This window comes from Candidatus Endoriftia persephonae (assembly GCF_023733635.1).
Lineage (GTDB): Bacteria > Pseudomonadota > Gammaproteobacteria > Chromatiales > Chromatiaceae > Endoriftia > Endoriftia persephonae.
This window is the reverse complement of the sequence record NZ_CP090569.1, coordinates 2,629,207-2,650,815: the sequence shown is the minus strand read 5'-3', so window position 1 is coordinate 2,650,815 and position 21,609 is coordinate 2,629,207. Positions and strand designations below refer to the sequence as shown.

Here is a 21,609-nt window from a genome sequence, read left to right as displayed (position 1 = left end):
CCTCAGAGCAGACCCTTCCCGGCCAGCAGGGGGGCGGGAGGTGTGTGATGGAGATCCAGCCTCAGTACCGACTCGGAACCCCCGAGGGCGATGGCCATCAGCTGCGAGAAATAAACGACCGGCATGGTATGGAAGTCAGAATGGAGCTTCAGAGTTGTCTCCTGACGGTGGTCCAGATTGAAGGCGCACAGGGGACAACTGACTGCTACGGTGTCCGCACCCTGCGCCATTGCGGCACCCAGGATCCCGTAAGTCTTGTCGGCGACGATTTCGGGCTTGTCGACGGTCTGGTGGGCGCCACAGCACTCAGTCTTATGACTGAAATCCACTGGCTCGCCACCCAGGGCCGTAATCAGATCCTCAAGCACACTGGGGTTCTCGGTGTCGTCGATTGCCGCTTCATTGGGCCGCACCAGCATGCAGCCGTAATAACAGGCCACGCGTAGACCTTCGAGGGGTTTGACGACCCGCTCGCGGATGGCATCGAATCCGATCTGATCACGCACCACCTCCAGAACATGGAGGACGTCGACATCCCCTTCGTAATCGACCGGCTCGTCATACATGAAGGCATTCATGCGGGCCAGGTCTTCTTCATTGGTTCGGGCGCGATGATTGGCCCGTTTGAGGGTATTGAAACACATGGAGCACCCGGTCATGAGCTGCGAGTTCCCCCCCTCCTTGGCGCGGATCAGGTTGCGGATCGGCGCCACCTGGCGCATCAGATCGTCCGCGGAGAGGGAGTAGACGGTGCCGCAGCAGTTCCAGCGTTCCAGCTCCACCGCCTCCACCCCAAGCCGGTCCATTGCGTACAGAGTGGAATCCTCGAAGTTCCGGGCGTGGTTCTTTAGGGTGCAACCGGGATAATAGCTGAGCTTCATGGGAATCCTACGAGGTGAACTTTCTCATGCTGCCGATGAGAGCAATGGGTGGAATGGCGCGCAGATCCTCTGCGGAAATCTTGTCCACTTGCAGGTGATCCTGCCGTGCGCGCAGCTTTACCTGGCGCAGGGACTCGATCAATTCGGCGATCCGAACCCCCTTGGGACAGCGCGTATTGCAGGTCAGGCAGGAGACACAGAGCCAGATCGCCTCGCAGTTAAGCAGATCCTCCTCCATTCCCAGTTGCGCCAGCCGAATCATCTGGTTCGGCGGGATGTCCATATAGGCGGCCATGGGGCAGCCGGCAGAACATTTTCCGCACTGGTAGCAGGCCATGAGATTCTGATTGGCGAGCCTCTGAACCTTGGTCGTGAATCCGCTGTGGACCTTGTCTCTTGAGACGTGCACCGTCATGAGATTTCTCCCGCGCCCGTGATGAACAGCAATGGGCCGATCACTTGCCCTCCTTCCCTTTGCCGCAAGCGCAACCGATACGGCTGCGCAGTATGGAGTGACGTGCCGGGATATTGCCGAGGCGGGCTAGCTGCTGGAGCCTGACGTCCTCGGGGGTATAAGAGGGCAGAATCACTGGCGAAATCAGATCGCTGTCGATGCCCTGTTCCATCATCTCCCCGGTATAGGCTGTCACATGATCCAGGTTGAGCTTGCCGAGCTTCGCCGACTTGGCGTATTCACTGGCCTGCCTGCCGACGCGGCGACCAAAGACGTTGTAGTCGAGCACCGAATTGCCCATCAGACGGTTGCGGCCGTGGACGCCGCCTGAGGCCTCTCCGGCGACGAACAGGCCCGGAATATTGGTCTCGCAACGCTCGTTGATCTCGACGCCGCCGTTCTGATAGTGCAGCGAGGGGTAGATCAGCATCGGCTGCTTGGTGATGTCGATGCCGTAACGGTCGAACGCCCGGCACATGCCGGGGAACTGGTGCCGGGTGTAGCCTTCGCCGTGGATCATGTCGATGATCGGTGAGTCCAGCCACACCCCGGTGCGACCGGCGGCGGTGTCGACGCCGTTGTTGCGTTCGCTGCTGCACTCTCGAATGATGGCAGCGCTCTCCACGTCGCGGGGCTCGCGCGGGAAGACGAAGAGTTCTCCGTTCTTGTTCAGCGGCTGGCCGCCGGCGCCGCGGATTTTCTCGGTGATCAGGAAGCCGGCGATCTGCTCGGGGTATACAGCTCCGGTGGGATGGTACTGGACCGAATCCATGAACTTGAGGTTGGCACCGGCCCGATAGGCCATGACCAGCCCGTCGCCGGTGGCGCCGTAGTGATTGGTGGTGGCGAAGCCGCGGATATGCAGCCGCCCGAAGCCGCCGGTGGCGATCACCGTCGCCTTGGCCCTGACCACCAGGAACTGCTCGGTATCGAGGTTGTAAAGGATGGCGCCGGCGCACTGGCCCTTATCGTCCAACAGCAGCTCGATGGCCGGCTCGAATTCACGGATGGTGATTTTGTCCGGGTGGTTCTCCACCTCGTCCATCAGCGTGCGCATGATGACGGCGCCGATGTAGTCGCGGCAGGAGACCATGCGCTTACGCGAGGTGCCGCCGCCGTGCATGACCTGGAGTGAACCGTCCTCCATCTTGTCCCACATGACGCCCAGGTTCTCCAGCTCCCTGACCACGTCCGGGCCGTCCTCGGTCAATGCGCGAACCAGTTCCGGCTTGTTGTCGAAATGGCCGCCGCCGATGGCGTCCAGATAGTGGCGGGTCGGTGAATCCTGAGCCGCGACGGCGGCCTGCATGCCGCCCTCGGACATCATGGAGTTGGCGTCGCCAAGACGGAGCTTGGTGGCGATCATCGAGTTGACACCGTTCTTCATGGCGGTGATGGCGGCCCAGCAGCCAGCCCCGCCGCCGCCGATGATCAGCATGTCAGTCTCGTAATCGGGGTTGGCGAGATGTGCCTCCACCCGCTTCGGATCGACCATCGAGTGGGCTTCGAGGAGTTCGGTGATCTCAGTGGTGAGCTCCTCGTCCTTGTTGGGTCCGATGCGGATCCGGCTGCGCGCGGCGGAGGCGGAATCGGGATGGAATTTCGATAGCACGTCTTCCCGTTCCGCCGCGTTCATCGGTGGATAGACCGGCTCGCTGCCCTTCGCGAGTTCCAGCCTTTTGGGTCGAGTCTGGTCTACCTTTTCAAGCAAACCCTTCAAATAATCCGGATACATTCGTCTCCTCCGAAAGCACGCTTGTCGTCGACGCGAAACCGACCTTTAAACGCCCCGAAAGTGGTTTTGTTTTACCTTCCCGAATCCCACCGGGAAGCGTGCTACTCCATATCCCGCGCGTAATACCGCTCGCTGAGGGCCTCTCTGTCCAAGGACATCAACTCGGCATATTCGCCGTTGTACTCGCCGTCCTTTATCTGCTGGAGGCGACTATCGAGTTCCTTGCTCTGCTTGCGCAAATAGCGTCCGTAGAGGCGCTTGCCGAGGATGCCGACCTTGTGCTGGATAATCTCGGCGGGGCAGCGCAGGGCGCACAGGCCGCAGGCAACGCAGTCGTAGGAGAGCTCCATAAGCTCGGCGATGTCGCCGCGCATGGCCGCCTGGATGTAGTCCATGACTTGAAGCCCCTGCGGACAGGCTTTGGTGCAGGTGCCGCAGGCCACGCAACGGAAGGTGGCCGGATAGAGCTGTTTGATGGTGTCGACGTCGGGAGTGAGTTCTTCCAGATCGTAGACCGCTTTCTCTAAAGGCACTGAGGGTATCTGGGAGAGCGCCATGCCGTCTTGGACCAGGGTGGTACAAGCAAGGCCGGTATGGATTCGATAGTCGCCGGGCAGCCGGTAGATGGTGCCGCAGGCGCCGCAGAAGCCCTCGCGACAGCCCGCGCCGCGGATGATCTGCTGGCCGCTGTGTTCGATGGCCCGCATGATCGTGGCGTCCTCGGGAACCTGAGCGGGCTTGCCCATGATGGATACGGTGACCATGCGCGCCTGGGGTTGCCCCTGTTTGTCGGCATTGCTCACGGCCTTGCTCTCGCTATCGGCTTCTTTTTGCTGTTCGCCACTCATATTGCTGTTCGCCACTCATAGGGATTTCTCCACCCGTGCCACATTCAAACCAAGTCGGTCCGACTCCGGCCCCAGACTGCAAACCCGGACACCAACTCCGTCAACCTCGGTCTATCGGCTGCTTCGTCCGGCATGGCCGGGGGGGTTCCGCAGTAAAAACGTCGGGAATTCACACATCAAATCTGTGGAATTAGGGGCCGATACTACCACTGCCAGTTTTGTATATTCAATCGCTGAAATTTCAATTCTTTTGACAAATGTCAATGCTAATAACAGAGACCAACTTCGCAGAGTATCAACAGCAGCTGGATCAGCTGGGAGAGTCATGCCTTGGATAAGACCTACGGGGGAAAAGCGCAAGGCAAGGGAATATAATCACCACTGGTTCGGCAGAGCTTTCTATCATCCACAACTGGGCCACTACCTGCTGCAGTCCATCGCCCTCGACAGGCCCCTCCGCCTTGAGCAACACCGAACCGGGGTAGGGGTGTAACAGGGCGATGATGCGCTGGCTCTTGCCACCCGCCTTCTTGATCAGCTCCACCCGTCGATTCTTTGCCCGTCCCTCCGAGGTGCCGTTGTCAGCCACCGGATGATCTTCACCATAACCCCGGGCCAATAAGCGATCCGCTTGAACGCCGTGCTCCAACAGCCAGCGCCGTACACTCGCAGCACGGTGATTCGAGAGATCCAGATTGGCTTTAGCCTTGCCTTGACTGTCGGTATGTCCTGCAACCTCAAGCACCAGATCAGGATAGTTGTTCAACAGGTTGAGGACTGGCTCCAGTGCAGCCTTGGATTTGGGTTTCAGGGTGGCCTTGGCGGTATCGAAAAAGATCACCCTCCAGGGTGATCTTCCCCAGGGCATCCAGCTCCGCCATCATCCGCTCGACATCGAAGACCAGCTCCTGCTGCATGGCTGTCGTATCCACGATCTTCAGATCGATCTTGCCATCCTGGGTATGGAGATAGGCTGTGCTGAGCGCAGATTCCGGGGAGGCTTACACGGAAGCTCAGCAGGAGAGCTGTGCGCCGGGCCAGGCACTGATAAAGGGATGATTGGGGATGGCGCTCTTCTTCCCAGGCGCCTTAACACTTTGCGGAAGACAGAGTTTGAGACGCTGCAGATGGCAATTGCGGGCAAGAATTGCTTGGTGAGGATCGTTATGGGACTCCTTCCAACTGCGTCTCCGATGATTTCGCTTCACGAAAAGGTAGTCACTGGCGTTTGTCAGACTGCCCCCGGCTGCAACTTTCGCAGGTGCCGATCAGTTCGACAATGCGGCGCTGCGGGGTGAAGCCCGAGGCACGGCTGGCTTGGCGTAGGCTCTGGCTGACCTGTTCATCCTCCAGCTCGTCGATGCCGCCGCACTCGCTACAGATTAGGAACTGGCTGGCATGGGGGTGGTCAGGATGGTTGCAGCCGACAAAGGCGTGCAGGCTTTCGAGCTTATGGATCAGCCCCTGCGCCTTGAGAAACTCTAGGGCGCGGTAGACGGTGGGTGGTGCGGTGCGGCCGCTGCTCTTGCGCATCGCGTCGAGGATCTCGTAGGCTCCCAGCGGACGCCGTGCAGCACAGACGATCTCCAATACTTGGCGCCGTTGCGCTGTGAAGCGCACGCCGCGTTCTTGGCAGATCTGCTCCGCCTGTTGCAACAGCTTATTCATTGCTTGTGGATACATCGGATCTCGGATTTTTCTCGATTGCTGCCACCCCGCGCCGAGCCTGGCGTGCTGCCAGCCAGTGACTGAGCAGCGCCGAGGCCACATAGGCAGCGCCCGCCAGCAGGATGATGGTTGGCCCGGCCGGCAGGTCGGGAGTGTAGGAGAGCGCCAGCCCGCCGCTGGTGAAGAGGCCGCCGATCAGGGTGGCGAGTAGCATCATGTGCCCTAGGGAGTGCAGATAGTGGCTGGCGATGGCCGCCGGCAGGGTTAGCAGGGCGATCACCAGGATTAGTCCCACCACCTGGATCAGCAGCACCACGGTCACCGCCACCAGGCAGAGCAGCAGCAGATAGAAAAAGGTCACCGGCACCCCGCGCAGCCGGGCGAACTCCTCATCGAAGGCGACCGCCAGGAACTGCCGATAGAAGAGCACCACGATCAGCAGCAGGCCGGCGTCGAGCCCGGCCATGATCCATAACTCCCGTTCCGGCACCAGCAGGATGTTGCCGAACAGATAGCTCATCAGGTCGGTGGCGTAGCCGGGGGTACGGGAGATGAAAAGGATGCCTGCCGCCATGCCGATCGCCCACAGGGCGCCGATCAGGGTGTCCTCCTGGGTCTGCCAGTTGAGCCGTACCCAGCCGATAATCAGCGCCGCCGAGATCGCCGCCAGCAGCGCGCCGAGCAGTGGATCGAAACCGAAGTAGAGCGCCGCCCCCATGCCACCGAGCACCGAGTGGGCGATGCCGCCGGCGAGAAAGGCGATGCGTTTGACCACCACGAAGCTGCCCATCACGCCGCAACCGACGCTGGCCAGCAGTCCGGCGAGCAGCGCGCTCTGCAGGAAGGTCTGTTGAGTCAGGGCAGTTAGGAATTCGCTCATCGAAATTGTTCAGTCTTGCAGAGGGGCTGCCGCATCAGGCCGTCAACCGTAGGTTCAGGATTCAAATCGAAACAGTGGCTGCGCATCTCAGTGCCGGTGCGCCACCATGCGCACATCCTCGCCGTAGAGCTCACTGATCAGCTGACCATCGATCTTGTCGGTGTGGTGACAGACCAGGGAGCGGTTGAGACAGGCGACCCGGCTGACATAGCTGGAGATGAAGGCGATGTCGTGGGAGACCACCAGGATGGTCATACGCTGGTTGAGTTGGCGCAGTAGATCGAAGATGTCGCTCTCCAGTCGCAGATCGACATTTGCGGTGGGCTCGTCGAGGATCAGAATCTGTGGCTCGCAAACCAGCGCCCGGGCTAGTAACACCCGTTGCAGCTGGCCACCGGAGAGGGTGCCGATGCGCCGCTTTGCCAGCCCAGCCGCCTCCACCTCGGCCAGCGCCTGCTGGGCTGCCTGGTGGTCGGTACGGCGGTAGCCACCCAGGCCGGGGCGGCCGCTGAGACGCCCCATCAGCACCGCTTGCTCCACACTAATCGGAAAATCGCGGGCGAAGCGCGGATATTGCGGCACATAGCCGATGGCGCGATTACTGCGGGGCGGTCGTTTACCGAGCACCAGCACGCGACCTGCCTGGGGTTCGAGCAGGCCGAGGATCAGCTTCAGCAGGGTGCTCTTGCCGCCGGCATTGGGACCGACGATGCCGAGGAAATCCCCCGCCTCGACACTCAGGTTGACCTGCTGCAGTGCCAGGGTCTCGCCATAGGAGAAGCTGACGTCGTCGAGCTGGATGACCGGGCTGCTCATCGTCGGTTGGCCTCTGCAATCAGCCGGGCGACCCGGCGCAAGTTGTCGATGTAATTCTCCGCCAGCGGGTCGATCGGTTCGACCCGTCCGCCGATCGCTGCAGCCAGCCGTTGCGCCGTCTTGCGGTTGAACTGAGGCTGCACGAAGATCACCCGCACCTGCTTGGCTCTGGCCTGTTCGATCAGTGCCGTCAGGGCCCTTGCCCCCGGCTCCTTGCCCTCCTGCTCGATGGCGATCTGGGTTAGCCCGTAGGCGTCGGCAAAGTAGCCCCAGGCGGGGTGGAAGACCATGAAGCGGCGCGAGCGCAGGCCGCTGAGCTGCTGTTTGATCTCCCGGTCGAGCTGCTCGAGCTGTTGGGCAAAGCGTTGGTAGTTGTGTTCGAACTTCGCTTGGTGTTGCGGCGCCAGCCGGCTCAGCTCCACCTGGATCTGGGCCGCCATCTGTTTCGCCAGCCGCGGGCTGGTCCAGATGTGCGGGTCCAAAGCTTCATGTGCAGCCGCTTCGCTCGCATCTCCATGCTGGTGAGAGTGGGCCTCGATCTTGCGCAGGGGCAGCCCATCACGGGCGTCCACCAGCCGCATGCCGGGATTGGTGGCGCGGATGCGTTCCATCCAGGCCGCTTCGAAGGGGAGGCCGCAGCGGATGAAGAGATCGGCCTGGGTCAGCGCCGCCACCTGGCGGGGGGTGGGGGTGTAGCTGGCTGGATTGTAGCCGGGGCGGACCATCGCGCTGACCTGCACCAGATCGCCGCCCACCTGCTCCACCAGATGTTTTTGTGGCAACGCGCTGACAAAGACTCGTATTGGCTGTGCTGCAGGCAGTGAGAGTGGCAGCAGTACGAGCAGCAGCAACAGAAGAGTCAACCTGCCTTCTGCCAGAGAGTGAGTTGTGATCTTTTTTTCCTGGCTCATCGGAGAAGAGTGGGCTGAATGCCCGGCTGAGGATCAGGGATCGAAATGTTATAGCATAACGGTATTGATTGCACTGGCGGATGGCGCTGATGGGGCCGGAGGTTGCGCTTCGTGACGAATGGAATGATAGTGCCTTGGAGGACGGACTGGTTGTCTGGTATCAAACCCGTGGAGATGGAGTCATCGATGGCGCTGCCTAACGTTCACCCTTTCGATAAAAATAGTCATTGCTGCTCGACAGTCAGCTTGTTATCGCTGCTGTTTCTTCCAGCGACTCTCTTGGCCGATACGGTGACTGACGGTGACGCAACGCTGCCGCGGGGGAACTGCGCTGCGCCACGCCCGTTTACCGATCTGCGTCACTGTTCGTTTGCGGGGGTTGCCAGGCCGGGGCACGACTTGCGGGGGGTACGACTCGACGGTGTCGATCTTTCCAACGCCAGTCTGCCGGGTTGTGATCTGTCACAGGCCAGCCTGAAAGGGGCGGACCTGAAATGGGCCAATCTCAGTGAGTGTCGGCTGGTATCGGCGGATTTTTCCGGCGCCGATCTGTTTCATGCCAATCTGGATCTGGGAACCCTCGACAACGGCCGCTTCATCAAAGCGCAGATGTTTGGCGCAAACCTGAATGAGGTGCAGGCGCTCAATGTCGACTTCTCCGGCGCCTTTATGAAGGACATCGCCATGGAGGAGGGCGATTTCAGCGGCAGCACCTTTCACCATAGTTTCATGTTGAGGGCGGTGCTGATCAGCAGCCGGCTGCAGGATAGCCAGTTTTATGAGGCGGTGCTGACCGGCAGCGCACTGGAGGAGGCCGACTTCTCCCGGGCATCGATAACCCACAGCCTGCTGAATGGTGCGCGTATGGATAACAGCCTGTTTAGCGAAACCGATCTGCAGGATTCGCGTTTTGTGAATGCTGTAGTCACAGGGGCGGATTTCAGCGGGGCGCGGAATATTCCACCCCATCTGCAGGAGATGATCGAAAGAGAGTAACGAGCGGCAGAGAGATCCAAATCGCCCTGCCCGCTCAGCCAGTCAATAATTGCATCATTTGCCGATTGAGTGACTCCGGCAGGTCCGCCCCCTCAAACAGCGCAGGCCAGGCGGGATCGAAGCGGATTGGCAAGTCGGCCAGTTCCAGCCCAAGTCTGTTGATGATCGCCTGCAGCGGTTCGAGCGCCTCATCCCGCCACTGGTTGAATACCACCTGATGGGGGATCTCCAGACCCCGGCTCTGTGCATCGGCGAGCAGTGCCGCTATACGCTCCAGCGCCCAGATGTCGGGTGGTGCCGGGCGCACCGGGATCAGCAGCCGGTCCACCAGATTCAGGGTCTGCAGGGTCGTTTCGCCCAGGTTGGGCGGGCAGTCGAGGATGCACCAGTCGAACATACGGCTGAAGCGCTCCAGGGTGGCATCGAGGGGGCCAGGCCCCTGTGCCCGCACCACCACACCAAACCGCTCGGCATAGTGATCGCCCCAAGTAGAGGCGCTGCCTTGGGGGTCGATGTCGAGCAGTAGTACCCGTGCGCCGCTGGCGGCTAGGGCGATACAGCTGGCGATGGCCAGGGTGGTCTTGCCGGTGCCACCTTTCTGGTGGAGAAAAGCCAGGCTTTGCATCATCTTCATTGGGTACTTCTCATCGTGGGAGCCTCTGAATGAATCTGGGTGAGCAGAATTGTGAGGCTAAATTTTCCGCTGCAAGGCGGAAATCGTAGGGTCGCTCAATGACATCCTGTCTCCGCGACACTTGCACATCCTTGTGCGGCGTAATAGTAGGCCTATTGCCAAGATTTCCAACACAGCAGCGGGAAACTTGGGCCGCAAGGCAGCCGTCCATAATTCGTTCGGAAGCTCCTTTGTTCAAACCGCATCCTCGTCGGCGATCTTGTGCGCTTCCATGTGGGTCAGCCCCGGATGGTTACGCAGCAGATAGCCGGCGGTGTGCAGCCGGAGTATGGCTTCATTGAGGTTCTCGCGAATCCGCGAGCTGCTGGAGTCCATCTGTCTGGCCAGCAGCTTGAGAGGAACTTCCACATGGTGTGCTTTTACCGCTACCGGCAGCTGTAGCCGCTCGGCGATGTTGAGAAAGGGGTCGAGCGGGGCCACATCCTGTAGCTGGGATTCATGGGGACGGTGCACGTAGACCAGGGCAACCCCGCTGGGAATGACTTCAAGCTGCTCCCGGTAGGTTTGGCGGAGCGTCTCTTCGACCTCCCCGCAGCTGCGCTCCGCATCGGAAACAAGGTGTAGGATCGCGCGGGCCGACGCCCGGTCAGGGCGGCAGGAGAGGATGGCGGCCATCAGCCTGCGTTGCTCATCGCTCAGCATATTGGCCTTGTAGCTTCCCATGCTGTATTCAGGCTCCCCGGCCAGGTTGCGCAGAAAGGCTTCGGTGTAGGTGTAGTAGCGGGAGGTGTAGTGGAACAGCTCCTCAGCACAACCGCCCCAGCCGTGATGGAACTCCGGGTAGTAGTGACCGTCGACATTTTTGGCAATGGCTCTCATCTGTGCTTTCGTGACTGGCTCGCCCCGGAAAAACTCGGACCCTGTCGGAAAAATACTCTAATCCATCAGAAAATTCCTAACATCTTTATGCAGAAAGGTGTCGTGATTCTTTACACCCTGATTGGATATGCTGAACTTAGGAAGAGCGGCGACCGATGCGGACAGCGAGCGGGACGCGGCCAATTGGGGAGGCAGGTTATGAGTAGTAAAAACGAGATGACTCGGGCGCAACGGGTTGCCTATCTGAAAGAGATCATTACATCTCTTCAGCCACCGGTGACTGATGAGGAGGCGCTGGCGATAAAGACCTGCAGGCGACTGTTACAGATGGAACGGAAGAAGGCGGATAGATAAAGTGTCTATCTGAGCCAGGGAACTCTCCTTTAGGTGGAATTGATCGATTATCTCCTTGATCGATAGGCGGCGACCGGAATCTGTCGGTGAGCCGCCATTTTTTTGCCTGCAGATTGGTTCAAATCCACCCCTGATTGGCGTAGATTAGCCGCCCCCTCTTAAAGCAGTTTCTATCTATGGCGAAGCGAGCCAAACGAAAGCGTAAACCAACCGCCTCCCGCAGTCGCGGTTTTCGTTGGAAGAGCTGGCTGGTTCTGATGCTGATCGCGCTGTTGCTGGCCGCCAGCCTCTACCTGATCTATCTCGACCGGATCGTGCAGCTGCGCTTCGATGGCCGCCGCTGGGCGGTACCGGCCCAGGTCTATGGTCAGGCGCAGCAGCTGGCAAAAGGGGTCCGCCTGGACGAGCCGGGACTGCGCCAGATCCTCGACCGGCTCGGCTATGCGCGGGTCAAGCATCCCGATCGGCCCGGCAGTTACTCCAGCTATCGCGGTCGCTTCCTGATACGCACTCGTGCCTTTGCCTTCCCCCAGGGGACACGCGACAGTGACTATCTGGAGCTGAAGCTCGCTGATAGCCGGATCATCTCGCTCAAACAGGCGGCCAGCGGCCGGGCCATCGGGGACTACCAGCTGGAGCCGCCGCTAATCGGCAGCCTGCATCCGGCCCACAGCGAAGACCGCATCCTGGTGAAGCGGGGAGAGCTGCCGAAGCAGCTGGTGTCGGCACTGATCGCGGTGGAGGACCGTAACTTCAACTCCCACTTCGGTATCGATCCGATCGGCATCGCCCGCGCCCTCTGGAGCAACCTGCGCGCCGGCGGGGTGGTACAAGGCGGTAGCACCCTGACTCAGCAGTTGGTGAAGAACTTCTTCCTCAGCAAGGAGCGCAGCCTCACCCGCAAGCTCAACGAGGCGCTGATGGCGCTGCTGCTGGAGTATCACTACAGCAAGGATGAGATCCTCGAAGCCTATGCCAATGAGATCTACCTCGGTCAGGAGGGTGGCCGGGCGATCCACGGTTTTGGCCTGGCCAGCCAGTTCTACTTCAACCGCCCGCTGAATGAGCTGACGCTGGCGCAGAATGCCCTGCTGGTGGCGTTGGTGAAGGGGCCCTCCGCCTACAATCCGCTGCGCCATCCCAAACGTGCCCTGAAGCGGCGCAATCTGGTGCTGCAGCTGATGGCCGAGCAAGAGCTGATCAAGGAGGCGACTGCACAGCGGGTGGCCAAGGTGCCGCTCGGCATCAAACAGGGCAGCAAGCGTGCCTCCGGCTATCCCGCCTTTTTCGACCTGGTGCGGCGCCAGTTGCGGCGCGACTATCAGGAGGCCGACCTCAACGCCGAGGGGCTGCGCATCTTCTCTACCCTCGACCCGCAACTGCAACGGCAGGCGGAACAGGCGCTGAGCCGACAGCTGCAGCGGCTGGAGCAGCGTGGCGTGGCCAAGCCCAGAGAGCTGCAGGGGGCGGTGGTGTTGGTAGAGAGCGACAGCGGTCGGGTGAGCGCGCTGGTGGGGGATCGCAACCCTCGTTTCGCCGGTTTCAACCGGGCGCTGGATGCGATCCGGCCGGTGGGTTCGCTGATCAAACCAGCTGTCTATCTGAGCGCCCTGGAGCAGGATCAGCGCTTCACCCTGCTCAGTCGCCTGCAGGATGCGCCGGTACGGTTCAAAGGGGAGGGTGGCGCGATTTGGGCGCCGCGCAACTACGACCATAAAAATCACGGTGAGGTGCCCCTCTACCTGGCGTTGGCCAAATCCTACAACCTGGCCACGGTGCGATTGGGGATGGAGGTAGGGCTGCCGCAGGTGGAATCGACCCTGCGCAAGCTGGGCATCCGCCGGCCCTTCGAGATCTATCCCTCGATACTGTTGGGTGCGGTCTCCATGTCGCCACTGGAGATGGCGCAGATGTACCAGACCCTGGCGGCGGGTGGTGTGCTGGCGCAGCTGCGGGCCATCGAGGCGGTCACCGACAGCCGCGGGCGGCCGCTCTCCCGCTACTCAACCAGCCGTACGCAGGCGTTTGATGCGCGGCCCGTATTCCTGCTCAACCAGGCCCTGCGGGAGACCCTGATCAGTGGCACCGGGCGGGGCCTAAAAAGACAGTTGCCGGACATCACCGGCCTGGCCGGCAAGACCGGCACCACCGACGAGCAGCGCGACAGCTGGTTCGCCGGCTTTGATGGCAGGCGGGCGGCGGTGGTCTGGGTCGGCCGGGATGACAACGGCCGCACCGGGCTGACCGGCGCCAGCGGCGCGATGCGGGTCTGGGGCGATCTGATGAAACGCATCGGCACCACCCCGCTGGATGATCGCCTGCCGAGCGGGGTGCGGTGGGTGGCAATCGACCCGGCCAGCAGCCTGCTGAGCGGTAGCGGCTGTGGTGCATCCCGTCAATGGCCGTTCATCGCCGGCAGTGAGCCGACTCGCTCAGCGCCCTGCGCTGGCGGCGCCGAGGCGGCGGGTACCGAAGACCCCTTTGCCTGGTTCCAGCAATTGTTTGATTGAGAAAGACCCGCTAGGCCAAGTGCCTGCTGCCCCACATTCCGCTACAATCGGGCCGATCATCGCAACCAGACAGGGGTTATGGCTTGAGCGTTTACGCCGCCGACAAACTGATCGCCCAGGCGCGCCTGCTCGCCGCTGAATACCGTCGCACCATGGGCAAGCCGCTGCCGGGAATCAGCAGCGAGATCGCCGAGCACGATGCGGTCAAGCTGCTGCGGCTGGAGCCGCGTCCGGAAGGGGCGAGCGGCTACGATGCGGTGGACCCGGCGCGGGACGGGCTGCGCATCCAGATCAAGTCACGCACCATCTTTGACGAGAGCAAGTCCGGGCAGCGCGTCGGTCAGCTGAAGATGGATCAGGCGTGGGATGCGGTGGTGCTGGTGCTCATGGATGAGGAGTATGAACCCTATGAGATCTACGAAGCGCAACGCAGCGATATCGAGGCCTTTATCAATTCCTCCAGCAGTAGCCGCGCCAAGCGGGGTGCGATGTCGGTGGCGCGCTTCAAAATCATCGCCCGTCTCGTCTGGACCCGCGAGGATGGTCTGGAACCCGAGGTCTGGGATAACCAGGCTTGATGCTTCTGCTGACTAAATCTCCCTTTCTTAATGAGTGACCTCTCCGAGATCTTCGGCCCCGATGGCTGGCTCGCCCGCTGTATCGACGGCTTCTCTCAACGCCCGCAGCAGCAAGAGATGGCGGAGGCAGTGGCAGCGGTGCTGGAGCGTGGTGGCACTCTGATCTGCGAGGCGGGCACCGGTACCGGCAAGACCTTCGCCTATCTGGTGCCGGCGCTGATGTCGGGGCGCAAGGTGATCGTCTCCACCGGCACCAAGAACCTGCAGGATCAACTGTTCCACCGCGATCTGCCACTGGTGCGCAAAAGTCTCGCCGTGCCGGTCGCGGTGGCGCTGCTCAAAGGTCGCGCCAACTATCTCTGCCTGCACCGTATGGAGAGCGCCCTGTTCGAGGACCACCACCTCACCCGGGAGCAGCGTGAGCAACTGCCGCGCATCCGCGAATGGTCGAGCGCAACTGACAGCGGCGATATCGCCGAGATGCCAGAGGTTGGTGAGGATGCCTCGATCTGGCCACTGGTCACCTCCACCACCGAGAATTGCCTCGGCACCGAGTGCCCCTCACACAGCAAGTGTCACCTGGTGGAGGCACGCCGGCGGGCCCAGGAGGCGGACCTGGTGGTGATCAACCACCATCTGTTGTGTGCCGACATGGCACTCAAGGATGGTGGCTTCGGCGAGCTGCTGCCGAGTGCCGACTGTTTTATCCTGGATGAGGCACATCAGCTGCCGGAGGTGGCGGGCAATTTCTTTGGCATGAGCGTCAGCTCGCGCCAGCTGCTCGATTTGGTGCGCGATACTTTGGTCGAGTATCACAAGGAGGCGGGGGATCTGCCCAAGCTGGAGGAGCAGGCGGAGCGACTGAAGAAGTCGACCCGGGATCTGCGTCTCACCTTTGGCCTGGAGCCGCGGCGTGGCACCTGGAATGAGATCGACACAAATCCGACCATCCAGGCTGGGCTTGAGCGGCTGCGCAGTGAACTGGAAAACCTGGGCGGCATGCTGCAGGCGATGCAGGGGCGCGGCAAGGGGCTCGACAGCTGTGGTGAGCGTTGTCTCGCCCTGGACGCTGGCCTCGATCAACTCTGCGATGGCAGTGACGAGGAGACGATCCGCTGGTTCGAGACCCAGCGGCAGGGCTTCCGCCTCAATACCACGCCGCTGGAGATTGCCTCGATCTTCTGCTCCCGCATGGCCGATCAGCAAGCGGCCTGGATCTTCACCTCCGCGACCCTGGCGGTGGGGGGCAAGTTTGACCACTTCTCCCGTCAACTCGGGCTGGTGGATGCCGAGACTCACTGCTGGAGCAGCCCCTTCGACTACCCGCATCAGTCGGTCTGGTATGTGCCGAAGGGGTTGCCGGAGCCGAATCAGGCCGACTACAACCAGCGGGTGGCGGAGCTGACCATTCCGATCCTGGAGGCGAGCCGGGGCCGGGCGTTTCTACTCTACACCAGCCATCGGGCGTTGCAGGAGGCAGCGGACTATCTGCGGGAACGTATCGAATACCCGCTGTTGGTGCAGGGTAGTGCGCCCCGTTCCGAGCTGGTGGAGCGCTTTCGGGAACTGGGCAACGCGGTGCTGCTCGGCACCTCCAGCTTCTGGGAGGGGGTCGACGTGCGTGGTGAGGCGCTCTCCTGCGTGGTGATCGACAAGCTCCCCTTCGCCTCCCCTGGCGACCCGGTGCTGCAGGCGCGCATCGACGCGCTACGCAAGCGTGGCGGCAACCCGTTTATGGAGTTCCAGCTGCCGCAGGCGGCGATCGCCCTCAAGCAGGGAGCGGGGCGGCTGATCCGTGACGAGAAAGACCGTGGCGTGCTGGTGGTGTGCGACCCGCGCCTGCTCAGCAAGCCCTATGGCAAGGTCTTTATCCGCAGCCTGCCGCCGATGACCAAGACCCAGGACCTGGATGCTGTGCGGCGTTTTTTCGCGCTGGGCTAGGGCCTGTTAACAGGCCCTAGATTATCTCCTCGTGAGCCTGCTGCTCTTCCTGTCTGATTTTCTCCCAATCCTCTCCGGGATCAGGTTGCACTCTTTGATCTCGCTGGAGCCGGCCGTGGGGCTGACAAGCTGTAGGCTGGGCCGGCCGACCATAATGCCTAATTTGTCTGCGTTGATGCGGAGCAAAAGAACGGAACTGGTTTTCAATCTTGGCCACAGGTCGCTCTGCGCAGTTTAAATGCCAGCCTTAGAAAACCCCCAGGTCGAGATAGGAGCGGGCCAGCTTGTTCAGGGCGATGATATAGGCGGCAGTGCGGTAGTCTTCGATTGCGCTGTTGCGGCGACGAGTCTCGATGATCTCCTGCAGCGCGGTGCGCATGCTGTCGTCTAGCCCGGAGTGGACCAGGTCGATCTCGCTGGCCCCTTTGGCAAGTTGGGTGCGGATCCAGTCGGGGACCTGCCGTTCAGTAGTCTCCTCCAGGGCGCGCAGGATGTTGCGCCCACGCATCTCGTCGAAGCGGCGCTCCATGCGGCCAAAGCGCATGTGGGTGAGGTTACGAATCCATTCGAAGTAGGAGACCACTACACCACCGGCGTTCAGATAGGCATCGGGCAGGATGGCGATGCCGCGGCTGCGCAGGATGCGGTCGGCCTCGAAGGTGACCGGGCCGTTGGCCGCCTCGGCGATCAGTTTGGCCTGGATGTTGGGGGCGTTGGCCTCGCTGATCACGCCCTCGACGGCGGCGGGGATCAGGATGTCGCACTCCATCTCCAGAACCTTCTGACCGTCTTCTACGAACTCGGCTCCGGCGAAACCCTTGAAGCTGCCGTTGGAGCATTTGTGATAGTAGGCCTCTTCCACATGGATGCCTTCGGGATTGACGATGGCCCCGTCGTGTTTGATGATCGCGATGACCTGCGCGCCATCCTCTTCGGAGAGGAGCTTGGCGGCGTGGTAACCCACGTTGCCTAGCCCCTGGACCACGATCCGCTTCCCCTCCAGATCGCCGTCTAGCCCTGCGGCATTAACCTCCTCCCGGTGGCGGAAGAATTCGCGCAGGCCGTACTGGACGCCACGGCCAGTGGCCTCGGTGCGGCCACGGATGCCGCCGTGGCCGATCGGCTTGCCGGTGACGCAGGCGATGTAGTTGATGTCTTCCGGGTAGAGGTGTTTGTAGGTGTCGGCGATCCACGCCATCTCCCGCTGACCGGTGCCCACGTCCGGCGCTGGTACGTTGGTCGAGGGGCTGAGAAAACCCTTCTCCGCTAGCTCACGGGCAAAACGCCGGGTGATCACCTGCAGATCGTCGCGGCTGTAATTTTCGGGGTTGATGCAGAGTCCGCCCTTGGAGCCGCCAAACGGTACGTCGACGATCGAGCACTTGTAGGTCATCAGCGCCGCTAGCGCCTCGATCTCCGGTTGGTCCACCGACTCAGAAAAGCGTATCCCCCCCTTGGCCGGCAGACGATGGATGCTGTGTACCGCACGCCAGCCGGTGAATACCTCGACACGCTCACGTAGCTGTACCGGAAAGGTTACCTGCAACACCGAGGTGCAGCTCTTGATGGCTCTGGCAATGCCTGGGTCGAGTTCCATGATCTCCAGAGCGCGGTCGACCATATGATCGACGCTCTGGCGGAATGTCAGGCCACTGGGTACTTCAACCACTGCATTAACCCCTTATATCAGATTCTGTCTGCCGCAAGTCTAACGGTTTTTGGCTTAAGCCTAAAAGGGGTGCAGCAGGGGTGGTTCGATTGGCAGATGATTATTTGAATCCAGACCGCTCCAGCCTGCGTATTGTTATCTGAAAGCCGCGGAAAACTGGCGTGAACCACAGAATTACGAGGAAATATATCATGAAAACATTGACTTTCACTGCCGCAATGATTCTTTCTACCGGTCTCTCTGCCGGGCAGTTCAACAGCCCCTTCGAGGTAGGCAACCCGGATCTCTATCATGGCGTTGATGACTCCAGTCAGCTGTCGACCGCAGTACAGCCTGGCATCGGCGACTCCTACGCCTATCCCTGGCTGGGTAATGGTGGCTTCTCTGACACCAAGACGGTAGTGCAGCGGGGTACTAACGAGGCCTACGGTAGTCATCTGCTCGATCTGGGGCATGAGATTGACTGGTAATGGAAGCAGTGAGACCGGGGCTTAGCATGAGCCCCGGCGGGGCCTGCGGCCCTGTATCGAAAAAGAGGTGGATCACCACTGTGCTGTGGATGGTCTGCCTCTTGCTGTTGATCGGTTGTCAGTCGCAAAAACAGGATCCTAGCGGCGCGCAGGTGTTCCCCGGCGGTGAGCTGAGTGCGCTACGTAGCGAGGCGCTGAAACTGATCAACGGTATGCTCGAGGAGGAGATGATCCCCGGCGTTAGTATCGCGCTGGTGGATCGCAGCGGCCCACTCTGGGTCGAGGGCTTTGGCTACGCCGATCAGCCGACGATGCGGCCGGTGCAGGCGGATACCGTGTTTCGTGTTGGCTCGTTGACCAAAACACTGACCGCACTGGCGGTGATGCAGCTACAGGAGGCAGGTCGCATCGATCTCGACCAGCCGTTTACAGAGCAGTTCGAGGGTTTTTCGATTCGCAGCCGTGGTCCGGTTCAATCCTTTACCCCGCGTCAGATGCTGAGTCACCGAAGCGGCCTGCCGAGCGATCTGCGCAAGGGGATGTATACCGCCACCCCCTTCACCCAGGTGGCGGCACTGCTGGAGGATGAGTACATCGCCTATCCCCCTAACCAGGTCTACAGTTACTCCAACCTGGGATACGATCTGTTGGGCCATCTGATTGCGCAGCGTTCCGGCAGTACCTATCAGACCTATCTGCAGCGCCATTTGTTTCAGCCGCTGCAGATGAGGCATAGCGGTTTTGAACTGGATGAGGTGATGGAGCAGCGGCTTGCCGCTGGGCATCTGGACGGCCAGGTGCGCCCCCAGCCGCCGTTGCGGGATACTCCCGCCCTGGGTCTTTACACTAGCGCTGCTGACATGGCGCGGCTGCTGCACGCGCTATTGCGATCGGGGGATCCTGTCCTCTCAGCGCAGAGCCTGCGGGAGATGTGGCGTGAGCAGACCGCAAGCGGGCAGATCGTTCGAGGTCCGAGTCCCGGGCTGGGCTGGTTCATTGAGCAGGATCCGCTGATCGGCAAGGTGGTGCGTCACGGCGGCAGCACCCTGCTGTTTGGCGCTGAGATCTCACTGCTGCCGGAGCGGGGATTGGGGGTGGTAGTGTTGACCAATGGGGCAGATGGGAATCGCTATGCCCATAAGATCGCTGCCACCCTGCTGACCCTGACGTTGCAGTTGCGTGGCGAGTCGTTGGGGGTTGCGAAAACCTCGGAAGATACCTCTACGGCTGGCGAGCCGAAGATCGTCTCTGGGGGGTATGCCACCGATCTGGGGCTGCTGACCATCGACCCCGAGCGCCCCAGGCTCTGCGCCTGCATCATCGAACGGGTGCTTGACATGGTGCGTTTTGATGACGGCAGCTATGGGCTGACCCCGGAGAGTCGCGAGAGCCTACCGGCCGCCTATCGTATCCTGGGTGAGATGCGGTTTCGCTCCCGCCGCTCGGGGGAACGGGATCTGTTGATCGCCGAGCGCAATGAGCAGGAGTTCATCCTCGGCACACGGATCGACTCGAAGGCGTGGACCGATGCCTGGCGTGAGCGCATCGGGCGCTACCGCACCATCAACCCCGATGGCAACTTCTCGATCCAGAACCTGCGCCTGAGTGAAGAGAGTGGCGTGATCTGTCTCCACTATGAGGCGCCGCACCTGAGCGACGGCTCGATCCGTGTGCCGCTCAAGCCGGTCTCGGCCACCGAGGCGATCGTCGAGGGTCTGGGACGGGGCAGCGGTGAGACGGTCAGTATCGTTGAGATCAACGGCAAGCAGTGCCTGAAGTTTTCCGGTTACATGAGTGAGCCGCTGGAAGAGTCGCCGTAGAATTGGGTTCGGTAGGACATTTATGCTTGAATGCTGTTTAAAGGAGCCCTCAACGAATCGTTGACTCGCACCTTGGGTCCAGAATCTGCCGCTTTGTCGTTGCTGCTCTTCGCAATAACCTGCTATTACGTGCGATCAGCGCCTTAGCTCGACGAATTCTGAATCCCAATCTGCTTCGTCCAGATTCATTCAGAGGCTCCTGAGAAACCGCCTTCAAGGAGCCTCCATGACCGCTCAGGTCGAAGATCCCGTCACCGCACAGCAAAAACGCAATGAGATGCTTGCCAGACTGCTGGCCGCCACCTCGCTGAAAGATCGGCGTGCCTTCGCCGAACTCTACCAGCTGAGTTCGGCGAAACTGTATGGAGTGGTACTGCGTATATTAGTAAGAGACGAATGGGCAGAGGACTGTCTTCACGAGGCCTACATGAAGATCTGGAATGCTGCCGGCACTTATCGTCCCGATCGAGCGGCACCGATGACCTGGATGTCGACCATCGTACGCAATCAGGCACTGGATCTGTTGCGTCGCCGTCGCCGCGAGGTGAGGCGCGCCGAGCCGGAGAACCGGAATGAAGAGGTGGATCCCGGCTTGCTGCCACAGGAACGGTTGCAGCAGAGTGAGGAGGGTCGGAGGCTGAACGACTGTCTGGAACAGTTGAAAGCGAATCAGCGACAGGTGATTGTGCTGGCCTACTTCAAGGGACTGACCCATGAGGAGCTTTCGCAGCAGACAGGAACGCCGTTGGGCACGGTAAAGACCTGGATTCGCCGCGGGCTGGATCAGCTGAAGAGGTGTCTTGAATCATGATAGTACAGGAGAACAAAGCGGAATTGCTGGCGTTCGCCGGTGAGTATGTGCTCGGCACCCTGCAGGGTGAGGCGCGTGATATGTTCGAACGGCAACTGGCCACGGATTTTGATCTGCAGTCGGAGGTGGCAGACTGGGAACAGCGCCTCTCGCCTCTGGCAGCATCGATTGAGCCGGTCGTACCGCCAGACAGCATCTGGCGTCGGATCGAGACGGATATCTCGCCGCATGAGTCACAGTCGCCCGGCTGGTGGGATAGTCTGAACTTCTGGCGTAATCTGGGCATGGTCGCCTCGGGAGTCGTGTTGGGACTTACCCTGAGTCTGTTTGGCCTGCAGCAGGATGAAGGTGAATTGCAGCGGGTGATGGTGGTGCTGAATGACCAGGCACAGACCGGCTGGCTAGTCGGTGCTGGTGAGACAGGCAAGATGCTGCGGGTGAGTGCAGTCGAACCGACCCGCCTGCAACCGGGCAGGGTTTGTCAGCTCTGGATGGAGACAGAAGATGGTCGCATGCTGTCGGTAGACGTGTTACCGCACTCGGGGCGTCAGCAGATGAAGGTGCCCACGTTACTGCGGGCCAACAGCCGTTTCAAGGTGAGTATCGAGGCGGCATCCGAGGCACCGGTGGCCAAACCCAGTGGCGAGTTCGTCTTCGAAGGCGGCTTGACCCAGATCTGAACAGTATCGCTGGATCTTTCACTACCTTTATTGCCGATATGGCCCTGTTGAATCAGGGCCTTTTGCCTGATGCA

At 61.0% G+C, this 21,609-nt stretch carries 21 protein-coding genes; 9 read left to right on the top strand and 12 right to left on the bottom strand.

The genetic code is table 11. The features are described from left to right. Positions 1-2 precede the first annotated feature (2 nt). The 9 genes from L0Y14_RS11965 to L0Y14_RS11925 form a co-directional block, all read right to left on the bottom strand. Positions 3-881, bottom strand: a complete 879-nt coding sequence (locus tag L0Y14_RS11965) for a CoB--CoM heterodisulfide reductase iron-sulfur subunit B family protein (protein WP_040819862.1) — start codon at positions 879-881, stop codon at positions 3-5. Positions 882-888: 7 nt separating this feature from the next. Continuing rightward, positions 889-1,296 (bottom strand): 4Fe-4S dicluster domain-containing protein, encoded by a 408-nt coding sequence (locus tag L0Y14_RS11960; protein WP_005965517.1) that lies wholly within the window; start codon positions 1,294-1,296, stop codon positions 889-891. A gap of 40 nt (positions 1,297-1,336) precedes the next feature. Then, positions 1,337-3,070, bottom strand: a complete 1,734-nt coding sequence (locus tag L0Y14_RS11955) for an FAD-binding protein (protein WP_005965519.1) — start codon at positions 3,068-3,070, stop codon at positions 1,337-1,339. 101 nt (positions 3,071-3,171) lie between these two features. Continuing rightward, a complete protein-coding gene (locus L0Y14_RS11950; protein WP_006475394.1) occupies positions 3,172-3,933 on the bottom strand; it encodes a 4Fe-4S dicluster domain-containing protein in 762 nt (253 codons plus the stop codon). A gap of 295 nt (positions 3,934-4,228) precedes the next feature. Next, positions 4,229-4,786: an OmpA family protein gene (locus L0Y14_RS11945; protein WP_005965523.1), complete on the bottom strand. Its 558-nt coding sequence runs from the start codon at positions 4,784-4,786 to the stop codon at positions 4,229-4,231. Positions 4,787-5,136: 350 nt separating this feature from the next. Next, complete coding sequence (locus L0Y14_RS11940; RefSeq protein WP_006475396.1) at positions 5,137-5,586, bottom strand: Fur family transcriptional regulator; 450 nt, start codon at positions 5,584-5,586, stop codon at positions 5,137-5,139. Next, complete coding sequence (locus L0Y14_RS11935; protein WP_006475397.1) at positions 5,579-6,466, bottom strand: metal ABC transporter permease; 888 nt, start codon at positions 6,464-6,466, stop codon at positions 5,579-5,581. Before L0Y14_RS11935 ends, L0Y14_RS11940 begins: the two co-directional genes overlap by 8 nt. A gap of 87 nt (positions 6,467-6,553) precedes the next feature. Continuing rightward, the gene (locus L0Y14_RS11930; protein WP_005963085.1) at positions 6,554-7,282 is read right to left on the bottom strand and encodes a metal ABC transporter ATP-binding protein; all 729 of its coding nucleotides are present in this window, start codon (positions 7,280-7,282) and stop codon (positions 6,554-6,556) included. Beyond that, the gene (locus L0Y14_RS11925; protein ID WP_040819870.1) at positions 7,279-8,145 is read right to left on the bottom strand and encodes a metal ABC transporter solute-binding protein, Zn/Mn family; all 867 of its coding nucleotides are present in this window, start codon (positions 8,143-8,145) and stop codon (positions 7,279-7,281) included. The genes L0Y14_RS11930 and L0Y14_RS11925 overlap by 4 nt, the downstream gene beginning before the upstream one ends. Before the next feature lie 198 nt (positions 8,146-8,343). Here L0Y14_RS11925 and L0Y14_RS11920 point away from each other — a divergent pair, with 198 nt between their 5' ends. Next, a complete protein-coding gene (locus L0Y14_RS11920; RefSeq protein WP_240991703.1) occupies positions 8,344-9,189 on the top strand; it encodes a pentapeptide repeat-containing protein in 846 nt (281 codons plus the stop codon). A 34-nt stretch (positions 9,190-9,223) separates the two neighbouring features. Here the strand turns inward: L0Y14_RS11920 and L0Y14_RS11915 are convergent, their stop codons facing one another. Both L0Y14_RS11915 and L0Y14_RS11910 read right to left on the bottom strand, forming a co-directional pair. Continuing rightward, positions 9,224-9,823, bottom strand: coding sequence for a ParA family protein (locus L0Y14_RS11915; protein WP_005963073.1), 600 nt, complete (start codon positions 9,821-9,823; stop codon positions 9,224-9,226). A 234-nt stretch (positions 9,824-10,057) separates the two neighbouring features. Continuing rightward, positions 10,058-10,702 carry a hypothetical protein gene (locus tag L0Y14_RS11910; RefSeq protein WP_005963070.1) on the bottom strand — a complete coding sequence of 215 codons (645 nt, stop codon included), beginning with the start codon at positions 10,700-10,702 and terminating at the stop codon, positions 10,058-10,060. 198 nt (positions 10,703-10,900) lie between these two features. Between L0Y14_RS11910 and L0Y14_RS11905 the strand changes: the two genes are divergently transcribed. The 4 genes from L0Y14_RS11905 (at position 10,901) to L0Y14_RS11890 (ending at position 16,085) form a co-directional block, all read left to right on the top strand. Continuing rightward, positions 10,901-11,056: a hypothetical protein gene (locus tag L0Y14_RS11905; protein WP_006475401.1), complete on the top strand. Its 156-nt coding sequence runs from the start codon at positions 10,901-10,903 to the stop codon at positions 11,054-11,056. A 176-nt stretch (positions 11,057-11,232) separates the two neighbouring features. Continuing rightward, on the top strand, positions 11,233-13,566 hold the full coding sequence (mrcB, locus tag L0Y14_RS11900; protein WP_251859197.1) for a penicillin-binding protein 1B: 2,334 nt from the start codon (positions 11,233-11,235) through the stop codon (positions 13,564-13,566). An 83-nt stretch (positions 13,567-13,649) separates the two neighbouring features. After that, positions 13,650-14,144 (top strand): hypothetical protein, encoded by a 495-nt coding sequence (locus tag L0Y14_RS11895; protein ID WP_005963060.1) that lies wholly within the window; start codon positions 13,650-13,652, stop codon positions 14,142-14,144. A 30-nt stretch (positions 14,145-14,174) separates the two neighbouring features. Next, complete coding sequence (locus L0Y14_RS11890) at positions 14,175-16,085, top strand: DNA repair helicase YoaA (protein WP_006475808.1); 1,911 nt, start codon at positions 14,175-14,177, stop codon at positions 16,083-16,085. Between the two features lie 247 nt (positions 16,086-16,332). Here L0Y14_RS11890 and L0Y14_RS11885 read toward each other — a convergent pair whose 3' ends face one another. Next, on the bottom strand, positions 16,333-17,706 hold the full coding sequence (locus L0Y14_RS11885; RefSeq protein ID WP_006475807.1) for a Glu/Leu/Phe/Val family dehydrogenase: 1,374 nt from the start codon (positions 17,704-17,706) through the stop codon (positions 16,333-16,335). A gap of 239 nt (positions 17,707-17,945) precedes the next feature. Between L0Y14_RS11885 and L0Y14_RS11880 the strand changes: the two genes are divergently transcribed. The 4 genes from L0Y14_RS11880 (at position 17,946) to L0Y14_RS11865 (ending at position 21,535) form a co-directional block, all read left to right on the top strand. Further along, the gene (locus tag L0Y14_RS11880) at positions 17,946-18,224 is read left to right on the top strand and encodes a hypothetical protein (RefSeq protein WP_006475806.1); all 279 of its coding nucleotides are present in this window, start codon (positions 17,946-17,948) and stop codon (positions 18,222-18,224) included. After that, a complete protein-coding gene (locus L0Y14_RS11875; RefSeq protein ID WP_083825198.1) occupies positions 18,224-20,044 on the top strand; it encodes a serine hydrolase domain-containing protein in 1,821 nt (606 codons plus the stop codon). Before L0Y14_RS11880 ends, L0Y14_RS11875 begins: the two co-directional genes overlap by 1 nt. 226 nt (positions 20,045-20,270) lie before the next feature. Beyond that, positions 20,271-20,855 carry a sigma-70 family RNA polymerase sigma factor gene (locus L0Y14_RS11870; protein WP_005963052.1) on the top strand — a complete coding sequence of 195 codons (585 nt, stop codon included), beginning with the start codon at positions 20,271-20,273 and terminating at the stop codon, positions 20,853-20,855. Next, the gene (locus L0Y14_RS11865; RefSeq protein ID WP_006475804.1) at positions 20,852-21,535 is read left to right on the top strand and encodes an anti-sigma factor; all 684 of its coding nucleotides are present in this window, start codon (positions 20,852-20,854) and stop codon (positions 21,533-21,535) included. Before L0Y14_RS11870 ends, L0Y14_RS11865 begins: the two co-directional genes overlap by 4 nt. Positions 21,536-21,609: the final 74 nt, after the last annotated feature.